Consider the following 11,880-nt stretch of genomic DNA (forward strand, 5'->3'; position numbering starts at 1 on the left):
GGCTTCATAAGTCGCATCCCGAGCAAGTTATCGGCCTCAAGGATAGCTCGGGCGATCTTGCCTTTTCCGCCGAGCTTGCACGCCGTCTGCCGACTCTTGACGTTTTTCCGAGTGCCGAGGGTGCGCTCGCCAAAGCACTCGATCACCGTTTCGCGGGCTGCATCTCGGCGACGGTGAACATCACCGCACCTTTCGCTGCGGAGGGGTGGAAGAGGCTCGGCACCCCGGCCAGCGCCAAATCCATCGCGGATGCGTCGGCGATACGCGAGGCGCTCAGCACCCTTCCCATTATCTCCTCAACCAAATGGGCGCTCGCCGATCTCTATGGCGACGCGAGTTGGCATCGATTGGCGCCTCCGCTCAGGACCCTCACGGCAGCCGAACAGGCCGCCCTTCGCACCGCACTTGCAAAGACGCGGTACCCCGAGCTTACCCGTTAGCGAGCAGCGGCTTCATCAGGGCGTAGCGGTCTCGCCTGGCTTCGAACCCGATGCCTCGCACATTCGACCGACGCACGCGACCATCGGCGACGAGGTAACCGTCGGCAAAGCCGCCGAATGTTGCGAACATGCCGGGGCAATCGCGGGTCAGATTGACTCTGCCGCCCCGACCATTATGCTTCGCCTCCGATCGCGTGCGACGCCGGCGTGATTGGAGGATCGTTCTTCGTGAGCTTTGAGCGATGATTGCGGGCAGTGCGGCACTTTCGCGCTTTACCGTTCTCGACCTCACGCGGGTCCGCGCGGGACCGACAGCCGTGCGCCAATTGGCCGACTGGGGTGCGCGCGTGATCAAGATCGAAGCGCCGGCGTCGATAGAGTCCGATGGCGATATGGGCGGCCCGCGCCACGGGTCGGACTTCCAAAACCTCCATCGCAACAAGCGCAGCATGGTCCTCAACCTCAGGGAGCCCGAGGGGGTCGAGGTCTTGCGCAAACTTGTGCTGCGAGCCGACGTGGTGGTCGAAAACTACCGCCCGGACGTGAAGACGCGACTTGGCATCGACTACGAAAGTCTCAAGGCAATCAACAAGCGCATCGTCTACGCAAGCATCTCCGGCTTCGGCCAGGACGGGCCCTATGCGGTGCGTCCTGGCTTCGACCAGATCGCACAAGGTATGGGCGGGCTCATGTCGGTGACCGGCCTGCCGGGTCAAGGGCCGGTGCGTGTCGGCATCCCGGTCGCGGATTTGAGCGCCGGTCTGTATTGCGCGATCGGCATTCTCGTGGCCCTCCTCGAACGAGAGGCGTCCGGCGAGGGCCAATGGGTCCGCACCTCTCTCCTCGAGGCCCAAATTGCGATGCTCGACTTTCAGGCGACACGGTGGCTCATCGGCCAGGAAGTCCCCGCCCAGGCCGGCAACGACCATCCGACAAGCATCCCGACGGGCGTCTTTCCGACCGCGGACGGTCACATCAATGTCGCGGCATCTGGCGACCGGATTTGGCTTCGGTTCTGCGCGGCCCTCGAAGCCGACGAGCTTGGCGAGCATCCGGATTACGCAACCGACGACGCCCGCTCGAAGAACCGCGCCGCCCTCAACGAGGCTATCGCCGAGCGTATGCGCCGACGGCCGAGCCGCGAGTGGATCGCGGCGTTCAACAAGGCCGGCGTGCCCTGCGGGCCGATCTATCGAATCGACGAGATGTTTTCCGATCCGCAAGTGGCGCATCTTGGGATGGTGGCGCATGTCGAACACGGCAAACTTGGCCCGCTCGATCTCGTGCGCAATGCCGCGAGCTTGAGCCGAACGCCAAGTCGAATCGAGGCCGCGTCGCCCGAGCGGGGCGAGCACACGGATGAAATCCTGGCCGAGTTCGGCTTCGATCGGTCTTCGATCGCAGCCCTTCGGCAAAAGGGCATCGTCTGAGCCTCATCGCGAACTGAAAAGGCCCACCTTGCCATGACAAGCGCCAAAATCACGGCTCGCCACGACGGCGCCATCGGTTGGTTGGTGATCGACAATCCCGAGCGCCGCAATGCCGTAACTTACGAAATGTGGGCGGCGATCCCCGAGGCGCTCGAAGGTTTTGCCCGTGACTTCGCGATTCGCGCGATCGTGGTGACCGGCTCGGGCGAGGAGGCGTTCGCATCGGGTGCGGACATTTCCGAGTTTGCCGAGCGGCGTGCGACGCCGGAAGCAGTCGCCCACTATAATGCAACGACGACGCACGCTCACGCCGCCCTCATCGAGATCGCGAAGCCGACAATCGCCATGATCCACGGCTTTTGCATTGGCGGCGGGCTCGCGCTGGCGCTCTGTTGCGACATCCGCATGGCGGCCGAAGGGTCACGGTTTGGCGTGCCGGCAGCGCGCCTCGGGCTCGGCTACCGCTATGACGGCGTGAAACGCCTCGTCGACCTGGTCGGGCCCGCCTATGCACGGGAGATTTTTTTCACCGCACGGCGCTTTGACGCGAAAGAAGCACTTCAGATGGGCCTCGTGAACGCCGTCCTACCGAAGGAGGCACTTGAAGCGGCGGTCAAGGAAACGGTCGATACGATTGCCGCGAACGCCCCACTCACGATCGCTGCCGCAAAGCTCGCGATCGAGGAGGCGCTCAAGGACCCGGCCGAACGCGACCTCGCCAGCGTCGACGAGGCAGTCGAAGCATGCTTCAAGAGTCAGGACTATATCGAGGGCCGGCAGGCCTTCGTCGAAAAGCGCCGTCCGAAATTCCGCGGCGTTTGACGACCGAGTCTTGGCCGCTCCTGCGCGCGAAGCTCCGTTAAATCATTACCTCGACAAGGAACGGGCCTTCTGCCGCGACGCCAGCGCGGAAGGTGCTGACGAGTTCGTCGACCGTGGTGGCCCGTCGGGCTTCGACTCCCATGCCCTTGGCAAGCTGAACCCAGTTGAGATCGGGATTTCCAAGGCTCAGCATGTCGAGAGCCTTGGGACCCGGATTCTGGGCGCCAACGCTCGCAAGCTCGCCACGCAGGATGGCATAGGAGCGGTTTGCCCAAATGAGCGTCAATACGTTCAAGCCGTAGCGCGCCTGGGTCCACAGGGCTTGGAGCGTGTACATCCCGCTCCCGTCGGCCTCGAGGCTGATGACCTTGCGCCCGGGACAAGCGACCGCCGCACCGGTCGCAAGCGGGATTCCCAGTCCGATGGCACCCCCTGTGAGCTGCAGCCAGTCGTGTGGCGGGGCAGCCCGCGTCTGGGGAAAGAAGCCGCGTCCCGTCGTGACCGACTCGTCGCACACAATGGCGTCCTCGGGCAACAAGGAGCCAAGCGCGGCAGCGACCGCATCCGGTGCGATCGCACCACCCGTTGGCACTGCCGGCCGAACCGCATCGCCCACGGGCGGCGGCACTTTTGCGGCACCGACGGCGTCTGCAAGGGCGACAAGTGCCGCCCGCACGTCGTGGTGTGCCGTGGCAAGCGTTTGTATGTCGCACCCGGGCGGCGTCAGCACACTCGGCTTGCCGGGATAGCCGAAAAACGCGACCGGCGGCCTTGCCGACACCAGAATAACGTGCCGAAATTCCTTGAGGACGGTCAACGCCTGATCGACGGGATAGGGCACGCGGTCAAGGGCGGTGCGTCCGGCACCCCGCGCCATTCGGGCGTTGGAAGTTGGCGCCATGAGGCGCGCGCCCGTCTTTGCAGCGATTCGACCGGCGAGCCCGAGTGCTTCTGCGCGGAGAGCCTTGCCGCCCAGCAGGATCAGGCTCGGTTCGCCCGAGCGCAGAATGCGGGCGGCGGCATCGATCGTGGCACCGTCCACAGCCATCTCGGGTGCGACTTCGGGCACGGCAGCGATGCCATTGCCAGGGTTCCACGCCGTATCGGCGGGCAAGATCAGGGTTGCGACCTGGCCGGGTGGCGTGCGCGCGGCTGCGATAGCCGCGGCACCGTCGCTCGCCACGATCCGGGAATCCATCGCCGTGCGGACCCAGCCCGAAACGGGCCGCGCCAGGCCCTCGATGTCGGAGGTCAACGGCGCATCGTAGGCGCGATGATAGGTCGCATGCTCGCCGACGATATTGACCATCGGCGTCTGCGCACGTTTTGCATTGTGCAGATTGGCGATGCCATTACCGAGACCGGGTCCCAGGTGAAGCAAAGTCGATCCGGGCTTCTCGGCCATACGGGCGTAACCGTCCGCAGCCCCTGTGGCACCGCCCTCGAAGAGACAGAGGATACATCGCATGCCGTCGACCTTGTCGAGGGCGGCGACGAAATGCATCTCGGACGTACCCGGGTTCGTGAAACAAACATCGACCCCGCCCGCCACGAGCGTCCGCACCAGGCTCTCGGCTCCGTTCATTTCGTGCGCCATCGAAGCATACTCAGCCGGCCCGCCGGGCATTGCCGATCGCCTGCCAGATCCGCTCCGGCGTTGCTGGCATGTCGATATGGCGGATCTTGAAGCCGGACAACGCGTCGACGACCGCGTTCATCACGGACGGAAGCGCCCCGGCACAGCCGGCCTCGCCGCATCCCTTGACGCCAAGCACGTTCGTCTTGGCCGGCACGGGATGGCTCGCGAATTGAAAACTCGGCGTGTCCGAAGCGCGCGGCAGTGCGTAATCCATGTAGGATCCGGAAAGAAGCTGGCCATCCGAATCGTAGACGGTTCTCTCCATGAGCGCCTGCCCGATGCCCTGCACGACACCGCCGTGGGCCTGCCCTTCAACCAGCATCGGATTGATGATCGTGCCAAAGTCATTGACCATCGTGTATTTGACGACTTCGGCGACGCCGGTGTCCGGATCGATTTCGACCTCCGCGACATGACAGCCATTTGGAAAAACGGACGCCACTCCGTCAGATACGTGGCGCACATCGAGCGTGCGCGGCAATTCGTCGGGCAACGCCAATCCGGCACGAAGCTTCTCCGCCAGTTCCATGAGGCCGATCGACCGGTCGGTTCCAGCGATCGTGAACCGCCCGTCGGCGAATTCAATGTCCACAACGGCCGCCTCGAGCACAAAGGCGGCAATCGCCTTACCTTGGGCGATGACCTTCTCGCCGGCTTCGACGATCGCCGTACCGCTCGTCGCCATCGATTTGGACCCGCCGGTACCGCCACCCACGAGCAGCTCGTCGCTGTCGCCTTGGAGGAGGCGAATGCGGTCGAAGGGAATCCCGAGCCTTTGGCTCATGACTTGCGCAAACGGCGTCGCGTGACCCTGGCCGTAATCGAGCGTGCCGGTGATAATCGTGACACTGCCGTCGTCCTCGAAGCGGATGCCGCCCATCTCCTTGCCCTGCGGCGCCGTCACTTCCAGATAGTTGCCGATCCCACGTCCGCGCAGTTTGCCGCGTCGGCGGCTATCGATCCGACGAGCTTCGAATCCGGCCCAATCGGAGGTGACGACCGCGCGATCGAGGATCGCCGTGAAGTCGCCTCCGTCATAGACCATGCCGGAGGGCGCCTTATAGGGCATCTCGGCCGGCTTGATGTGATTGCGCCGACGAAGCTCGATCCGGTCCATGCCGAGTTCAGCCGCCGCGGAGTCAACGAGACGCTCCATGAAATAGTTCGACTCCGGCCGGCCCGCTCCCCGGTAGGCACTCACCGGCGTGGTGTTGGTCAAGACGCATTTTGTCGCCACTTCGATCAACGGGGTCTTGTAGACGCTCACCGTATTCTTCACGAAATTGACCGTCGGCATGAGCGGCGCCACCGTCGCGAGATAGCCACCCATGTCGGCGTAAGAGGTAAGGCGTACGGCGAGAAAATTGCCCGCGGCGTCGAGGGCCAGCTCCGCCGTGACGTCATGGGCCCGGCCATGCTGATCGGAGAGAAAGCTTTCCGAACGCTCATCCGTCCACTTGATTGGCCGTCCGAGCTCGCGTGCGGCATGGAAAAGGCATGTGTATTCCGGATAGGCCGAGGCCTTCATGCCAAACGATCCGCCGACATTACCGGTCAGCACACGGACCTTTTCGGGCGGCACGCCCAGGATATCGCCTGCAAGCTGCATCTTGAGACCGTGGACGCCCTGACAGCCGACGTGCAAAGTCCACCGGTCTGCAGCACGGTCGTACTCCCCGACCGCCGAACGCGGCTCCATGGCGCAGACGACAAGACGATTGTTGATGAGCGAAAGCCGGGTAACGTGAGCAGCACTCGCAAACGCCGCCGCGACCTTCTCAGGGTCGCCATAAAGATAATCGAGCACAACATTCGTGGGCAAATCGTCATAAAGGAGAGGTGCGCCCGGTTCCGCCGCTGCGTGCACATCCGTTACGGCGGGAAGCGGATCGATGTCGACCGTCACCGCTTCCGCGGCGTCCTTGGCCTGCGACGGACTCTCTGCCACCGCGAACGCGATGGGATCGCCCACGAAGCGGACCCGGTCCGTCGCGAGGGACGGACGCGGCGGCTTTCGCATCGGGGTGCCGTCGCGGTTGGTGAAAGGCATCGTGCATTTAAGCAAGCCAAAGCCGGCCGCGACCAAGTCCGCACCGGTATAGACGGCGAGAACTCCGGGCGTTTCCCGCGCTGCCTTGGTATCGATGCCACGGATGATGCCGTGGGCATAGCGGCTGCGCACGATTGAGGCATAGGCTTGATTTGGCAAATTGATATCGTCGGTATAGCGCCCTTGACCCTGCAGGAGTTGAGCGTCTTCTTTTCTCGGCAACCGCTGGCCGATCTCAACTTTCTCCACTGTCGGGTTTTTCCTATCGATCCGAACACTCATGAACACCACCGGGCTTTCCGTTTTCGGACGCCACTATAATGCAGCGAATCGCGGCGGAACACCCAGCATCCCGCGACGGGGCCATGCGCCAGTGGCATATGCCAGACGGCGTCATGGCCTCGGTCCGGGCGCCGGTAACGATCATTCGCACGTAGCGCTTGCGACGATCAAACGTGATAGTCGCCTGGTTCGGTCGAATCCCTGCCGCGTCCTGCACCCACGAGGTCGAACACGATCGTGAGGACCACGCTTACGGCGATATTGAGGACTAAAGCGTAGAGCGCTGCGTATCCCGGCACGGTCAGGCCGGCAATCGTGAGCGGGTAGACCGAGGTCGAGAACGCCGTTTTGCCCGCAGTCGCCGCCATCCAGGTTCCGAGGCCGATGCCCGATGCCCAACCAAGCAAGAGGGCCCAACGGTGTAGCCACCGGGTGTAGAGGCCGATCAGCACCGCGGGCAGTGTTTGGCTCATCCATATGCCGCCCAGGAGCTGTAGCTGAATCGCGTATTGCAGCGGGAGGAAAATGATAAAGGCGAGCGCGCCGACCTTTACAACAAGCGAGACAATCTTCGCCATCTGCGCTTCCTGCTTCGGCGTGCAATTAGGGCTGATGTACTCCTTATAAATATTGCGCGTGAAGAGGTTCGCGGTTGCGATCGACATGATCGCGGCAGGGACGAGCGCGCCGATGCCGATGGCTGCGAATGCAAAGCCCGCAAACCAGTCGGGAAATTCGTGCAGAATGAGTGCAGGGACCGTGAAGTTCGAGCCGTACTGCTTGAAGTAGTCGGCGAATTCAGGCGCTTTGTCGACGCCGGCGGCAATCGCCATGTAGCCGAGCAGGGCAATAAGGCCGAGAACGAACGAATAGGCCGGAAGAAACGCAGCATTGCGCCGTATAACATGGCGGCTATTCGAACTTAGGACACCGGTTATCGAATGCGGGTAGAGGAAGAGTGCCAAGGCCGAGCCCAATGCGAGTGTGGCGAAGGCACTGTACAAGCCGAGACTGTCGCCGCTTGGCGGTGTGAGGAGAAGCTTCGCCGGCGGCACGGCGGCGAAGATATTGCCGAAGCCGCCGAGGCGGATGGGGATCACGACGACCACGACAATGATCGTCACGTAAATAAGAATGTCCTTGACGATCGCAATGCTTGCCGGCGCACGCAGTCCGCTTGTGTAGGTGAACGCGGCGAGGATCACGAACGCGATGATGAGCGGCACGTCGCCGGCCAGTCCAGTCGCCGGCAGGCCCATGGCGCCGATCACGACCTGGAGCCCGACGAGCTGAAGGGCGATATAGGGCATGGTTGCGAGCAGACCGGTCACCGCGATGGCGAGTGCGAGCGAACTCGAATCGAACCGACCGCGCACGAAATCCGCAGCCGTTATATATTCGTGCTTGTGGCAAACGGACCAGAGTCGCGGGAATATCACGAAGACGATGGGATAGACGATGATCGTGTAGGGGACCGCGAAAAAGCCTATAGCACCCGCACCGAACACGAGCGCCGGGACGGCGATGAAGGTGTAGGCGGTGTAGAGATCCCCGCCCAACAGAAACCACGTCACGAGCGTGCCGAACCGCCGGCCGGCAAGTCCCCACTCGTGGAGAAGATCGAGATCGCCCCGCCGCCAGTGAACGGCGACAAAGCCGAGGACCGTTACGAACCCGAAAAGCAGAATAAAGACGCCAAGTGCGACCCAGTTCACGGCTCACCTCCCCTTGTCGCGGGCGGCGCGAATTTCTACGCTACCGCTTGCGCCCTTGCCCCGCGTTCTCTTCTTGTCGGCAACACTACTTCTTGGGCGTTGTCGCGAAATACACGATGAGTGTCAGGGCCGCACTGATGAAAATCCAAAGGAACTGGTACCAATAGAAGAACGGGACTCCGCCCAACTGCGGCTCGATCGAGCTGTAGAACGGCACCCAAAGTGTCGCAACGAAAGGCAGTATGAAGAGGAGATACCAAAGCCAACTGGCCCCCCGCTTGTCGCTCGATTGTTCCGCCACGTTGCCCTCCCTCGTCATTGCGCCGCGCATTGCGCGCCCCGACCCTTTCAGCGCAATGGTTTACGCCTAGTGTGGTGGATTTGAAGTTCCTAGCATTTTGGTGGCACCCGCGTTTAGGAACTTCAAATCCGAATTCCGCACTAGATACAATATATTCCTCGTGTGGCTTTGAATCCGAAATTCGCTCCCGGTCCCGCCCCCTAATGTGGCGAATTTCGGATTCGCCACACGAGTGTCTGTTCTTAGCGAGCATACCAGATACGGCTTGCCCCGAAAACCATCGGGCGTGCCGGCAAGGACCCGCGCCAAGGCCCTCGGGGCGCTAATCCGCGGCTTTGCGGCCGATGAGCGGTCAGCCGCGCCCGATGAATGGCATCTTCGTTGCCATGACCGTGAGGAATTGCACATTGGCGTCGAGCGGCAGGCTCGCCATGTAGACCACCGCGTTCGCCACATGCACAGGATCCATTGTCGGCTCGGCGGCGATCGCGCCGTTGGCCTGGGGCACGCCATCCTTCATTCGTAACGTCATGTCGGTTGCCGCGTTGCCAATATCGATCTGTCCGCAGGCGATATCGTACTTGCGGCCATCGAGCGAGGTCGACCGCGTGAGGCCGGTGATGGCGTGCTTGGTCGAGGTGTAGGGTGCGGAGTTCGGCCGAGGCGCATGGGCCGAGATCGAACCATTGTTGATGATTCGCCCTCCGCGCGGAGTCTGGGATTTCATGATTCGGAACGCTTCCTGCGTGCAAAGGAAACAACCCGTAAGGTTGGTGTTGACCACTGTCTGCCACTGTTCGTAGGTCAGCTCCTCGAGCGGAATTGCAGGAGCACCCATGCCCGCATTGTTGAAGAGGACGTCAAGCCGGCCATAGGTGTCCTTCGTCTTCGCGAAAAGCGCCTTGATCGATGCGGGGGCGGTGACGTCGGTCGGAACGGCAAGGGCACGAGCACCCATCGCCTTGCCCTCCGCTGCAACCGCTTCCAAAGGCTCCTTCCGCCTTCCCGCGAGTACGACCCCATACCCGTCTTTCATTAGGGCAAGGGCGACGCTTTTGCCGACCCCGCTACCGGCCCCCGTCACGAGGGCGATTTTTCCTGATGCCATTTGACCAATCTCCTTCCCGGCACACCGGTGTCCGACACCGGCTATTTATTATCGCGGGATCCAGCTTACGAGACTGGGCATCCCGATGCCAGCCACGGCATCGCGTGTCAAGTTTCCACGACCCTATTCACGAGAGGGCCGATCTTGTGGCGCCATGCACGACAATTCCTGCCGCAAATCGGTAACGAACGCGCTTCTCACAAAATCGTGAAAACGCCTTTAGTTGGTTCGTGCGCGCGATGATGCAATATTGCGGCGCACGATCCGACATGGCGTCACTCGACGCGTCTTGCGATTGTCGCACGCGACGGCCGATCGAGATCGCCAATTCCATTCGATGCTGGCGCAAGCACGGCATCTGCCGAGCGGCCAGCCTCACAGCATGGCTGAGTTGCGCAATAGGGCCACTGGGTTCGACCTTGATGTGCGTATGAAAATGTCCATGAGGTTCCTCAGCCACCTGCCCAAGCACCTGAGCAAAGCCCGCACATGGGCGGTCCCCATCGGGATAGCGCTCGTCTGCGCCGGCATTGCGGTGTGGCAGACTCACGAGAGCGCGCCGGCCGAGGGGCGCAGTGCGGTGGCAAAGCCTGTCTCTCAAACGGCTGTGCCGGTCGACACGACGATCGTCCTGCGCAAGGATGTGCCCATTTTTTTGGCGGGTCTTGGCACGGTTCAGGCTTTCAATACCGTCACCGTCAAAGTCAGGGTCGATGGCGAACTCCAAAAGGTGGCCTTCGTCGAAGGCCAGGATGTGAAAGCCGGCGACCTTCTCGCCCAGATCGACCCGCGCCCGCTACAGGCCCAGCTCGACCAGGCCGAATCCAAACGAGTCCAAGACGAAGCGCTCCTCGCGAATGCCAAGCACGACCTCGCCCGCTTCACCGAACTAGCCAAGCGCGAGTACGCGACGCGGCAGAGCCTCGATACGCAGGTAGCACTCGTGGCTCAGCTCGAAGCGGCGATCCGCGGCGATCAGGCGGCGATCGAAAGTGCGAGGGTCCAACTCGGCTACACGACGATCCTCTCGCCGATCGATGGCCGAACGGGCATTCGCCAAATCGATCAGGGCAACATCGTGCACGCGACGGATCAAACGGGTCTCGTCGTCATCACGCAGCTCCAGCCGATTTCCGTGATCGTGACATTGCCGGAGGAGAACTTGCCCGATCTCACGAAGGCGATGGCCGCCGGCACCGTCGCCGTTGCGGTGCTGAGCCGCGACGAGAAGCAGCAGCTCGACGAGGGCACCCTGGCGTTGATCGACAATCAAATCGATCAAGCGACGGGTACGATCCGCCTCAAGGCGACTTTCCCGAATCGTGACCACCGCCTATGGCCGGGCCAATTCATCAACGCCCGGCTGCGCCTATCGACCTTGCAAGGCGTCCTGACAGTCCCGTCGACCGCGGTTGTGCGGGGGGCGCAAGGCGAATTCGCGTATGTCGTGAAGCCGGACAATACCATCGAGCTGCGCTGGCTAAAGCTCATGAACGTCGGCGAGGACTTGGCCGTCGTCGCGGATGGCCTCGCGGAGGGCGAGCGGGTGGTCACCGCAGGCCAATACCGCCTGCAGCCAGGCGCGCAGGTCGCCGCTCGCGACGTGACGGCGACGTCCGAATCCGCACCAATGGCCACCCAATCGGCGGCGCCGCTCACCCGATAATGAGTATTTCGACCCCCTTCATCCACCGCCCTGTCGCGACCTCGCTTCTCATGGCGGGGATTTTCCTCGTGGGCGCCGTCGCTTATCCGCTATTGCCCGTTGCCCCGCTGCCACAAGTCGATTTTCCGACCATTCAGGTGACGGCGAGCTACCCCGGTGCAAGCCCCGAGACGATGGCGTCGTCGGTCGCAAGCCCGCTCGAGCGGCAGTTCAATCAGATCCCCGGCGTCGCACAGCTCACTTCCACAAGCGCTCTCGGCAATGTCAACATCGCGGTCCAATTCGACCTCAACCGCGACATCGACGCGGCGGCCCAAGACGTCCAGGCGGCAATCAACGCCGCCGGCGGCCAGTTGCCCAAGAACCTGCCGAGCCCGCCCACCTATCGCAAGATCAATCCGGCGGATGCGCCAATCGTCGTGCTCGG

Annotated in this window: 11 protein-coding genes; 5 read left to right on the forward strand and 6 right to left on the reverse strand. The window is 62.6% G+C overall.

All coding sequences use genetic code 11. The features are described 5' to 3' along the window. Nucleotides 1-440, forward strand: a 440-nt coding sequence (locus tag VEJ16_06230; protein ID HYB09247.1) for a dihydrodipicolinate synthase family protein, incomplete at its 5' end; no start/stop codon positions are given. Here VEJ16_06230 and VEJ16_06235 read toward each other — a convergent pair. Beyond that, nucleotides 430-570 (reverse strand): hypothetical protein, encoded by a 141-nt coding sequence (locus VEJ16_06235; protein HYB09248.1) that lies wholly within the window; start codon nucleotides 568-570, stop codon nucleotides 430-432. The genes VEJ16_06230 and VEJ16_06235 overlap by 11 nt on opposite strands. Nucleotides 571-682: 112 nt before the next feature. Between VEJ16_06235 and VEJ16_06240 the strand changes: the two genes are divergently transcribed. Together VEJ16_06240 and VEJ16_06245 are read left to right on the forward strand one after the other, a co-directional pair. Continuing rightward, nucleotides 683-1,870, forward strand: coding sequence for a CoA transferase (locus VEJ16_06240; protein ID HYB09249.1), 1,188 nt, complete (start codon nucleotides 683-685; stop codon nucleotides 1,868-1,870). A 33-nt stretch (nucleotides 1,871-1,903) separates the two neighbouring features. After that, nucleotides 1,904-2,692, forward strand: a complete 789-nt coding sequence (locus tag VEJ16_06245; GenBank protein HYB09250.1) for an enoyl-CoA hydratase — start codon at nucleotides 1,904-1,906, stop codon at nucleotides 2,690-2,692. A 37-nt stretch (nucleotides 2,693-2,729) separates the two neighbouring features. Here VEJ16_06245 and VEJ16_06250 read toward each other — a convergent pair whose 3' ends face one another. The 5 genes from VEJ16_06250 to VEJ16_06270 all read right to left on the reverse strand — a co-directional run bounded on the left by VEJ16_06250 (nucleotide 2,730) and on the right by VEJ16_06270 (nucleotide 9,787). After that, the gene (locus tag VEJ16_06250) at nucleotides 2,730-4,277 is read right to left on the reverse strand and encodes an acetolactate synthase large subunit (GenBank protein ID HYB09251.1); all 1,548 of its coding nucleotides are present in this window, start codon (nucleotides 4,275-4,277) and stop codon (nucleotides 2,730-2,732) included. A 22-nt stretch (nucleotides 4,278-4,299) separates the two neighbouring features. Beyond that, the gene (locus VEJ16_06255; protein ID HYB09252.1) at nucleotides 4,300-6,663 is read right to left on the reverse strand and encodes a xanthine dehydrogenase family protein molybdopterin-binding subunit; all 2,364 of its coding nucleotides are present in this window, start codon (nucleotides 6,661-6,663) and stop codon (nucleotides 4,300-4,302) included. Between the two features lie 167 nt (nucleotides 6,664-6,830). Then, nucleotides 6,831-8,378 (reverse strand): sodium:solute symporter, encoded by a 1,548-nt coding sequence (locus VEJ16_06260; GenBank protein HYB09253.1) that lies wholly within the window; start codon nucleotides 8,376-8,378, stop codon nucleotides 6,831-6,833. A gap of 85 nt (nucleotides 8,379-8,463) precedes the next feature. Further along, the gene (locus tag VEJ16_06265; protein HYB09254.1) at nucleotides 8,464-8,679 is read right to left on the reverse strand and encodes a DUF3311 domain-containing protein; all 216 of its coding nucleotides are present in this window, start codon (nucleotides 8,677-8,679) and stop codon (nucleotides 8,464-8,466) included. Nucleotides 8,680-9,031: 352 nt separating this feature from the next. Next, a complete protein-coding gene (locus tag VEJ16_06270) occupies nucleotides 9,032-9,787 on the reverse strand; it encodes an SDR family oxidoreductase (protein ID HYB09255.1) in 756 nt (251 codons plus the stop codon). A 442-nt stretch (nucleotides 9,788-10,229) separates the two neighbouring features. Between VEJ16_06270 and VEJ16_06275 the strand changes: the two genes are divergently transcribed. Both VEJ16_06275 and VEJ16_06280 read left to right on the forward strand, forming a co-directional pair. Further along, a complete protein-coding gene (locus VEJ16_06275; protein HYB09256.1) occupies nucleotides 10,230-11,453 on the forward strand; it encodes an efflux RND transporter periplasmic adaptor subunit in 1,224 nt (407 codons plus the stop codon). Next, nucleotides 11,453-11,880: efflux RND transporter permease subunit (locus tag VEJ16_06280; protein ID HYB09257.1), on the forward strand; the 428-nt coding region annotated here is incomplete at its 3' end. The genes VEJ16_06275 and VEJ16_06280, both read left to right, overlap by 1 nt.

This window comes from Alphaproteobacteria bacterium (assembly GCA_035625915.1).
GTDB lineage: Bacteria > Pseudomonadota > Alphaproteobacteria > JACZXZ01 > JACZXZ01 > DATDHA01.

Excerpts from the sequence above, each read along its gene's own strand:
- VEJ16_06250 (HYB09251.1), bottom strand. The coding sequence starts at position 4,277 with ATGAACGGAGCCGAGAGCCTGGTGCGGACGCTCGTGGCGGGCGGGGTC.
- VEJ16_06235 (HYB09248.1), bottom strand. The coding sequence starts at position 570 with ATGTTCGCAACATTCGGCGGCTTTGCCGACGGTTACCTCGTCGCCGAT.
- VEJ16_06275 (HYB09256.1), top strand. The coding sequence starts at position 10,230 with ATGAGGTTCCTCAGCCACCTGCCCAAGCACCTGAGCAAAGCCCGCACA.
- VEJ16_06255 (HYB09252.1), bottom strand. The coding sequence starts at position 6,663 with ATGAGTGTTCGGATCGATAGGAAAAACCCGACAGTGGAGAAAGTTGAG.
- VEJ16_06240 (HYB09249.1), top strand. The coding sequence starts at position 683 with ATGATTGCGGGCAGTGCGGCACTTTCGCGCTTTACCGTTCTCGACCTC.
- VEJ16_06245 (HYB09250.1), top strand. The coding sequence starts at position 1,904 with ATGACAAGCGCCAAAATCACGGCTCGCCACGACGGCGCCATCGGTTGG.
- VEJ16_06270 (HYB09255.1), bottom strand. The coding sequence starts at position 9,787 with ATGGCATCAGGAAAAATCGCCCTCGTGACGGGGGCCGGTAGCGGGGTC.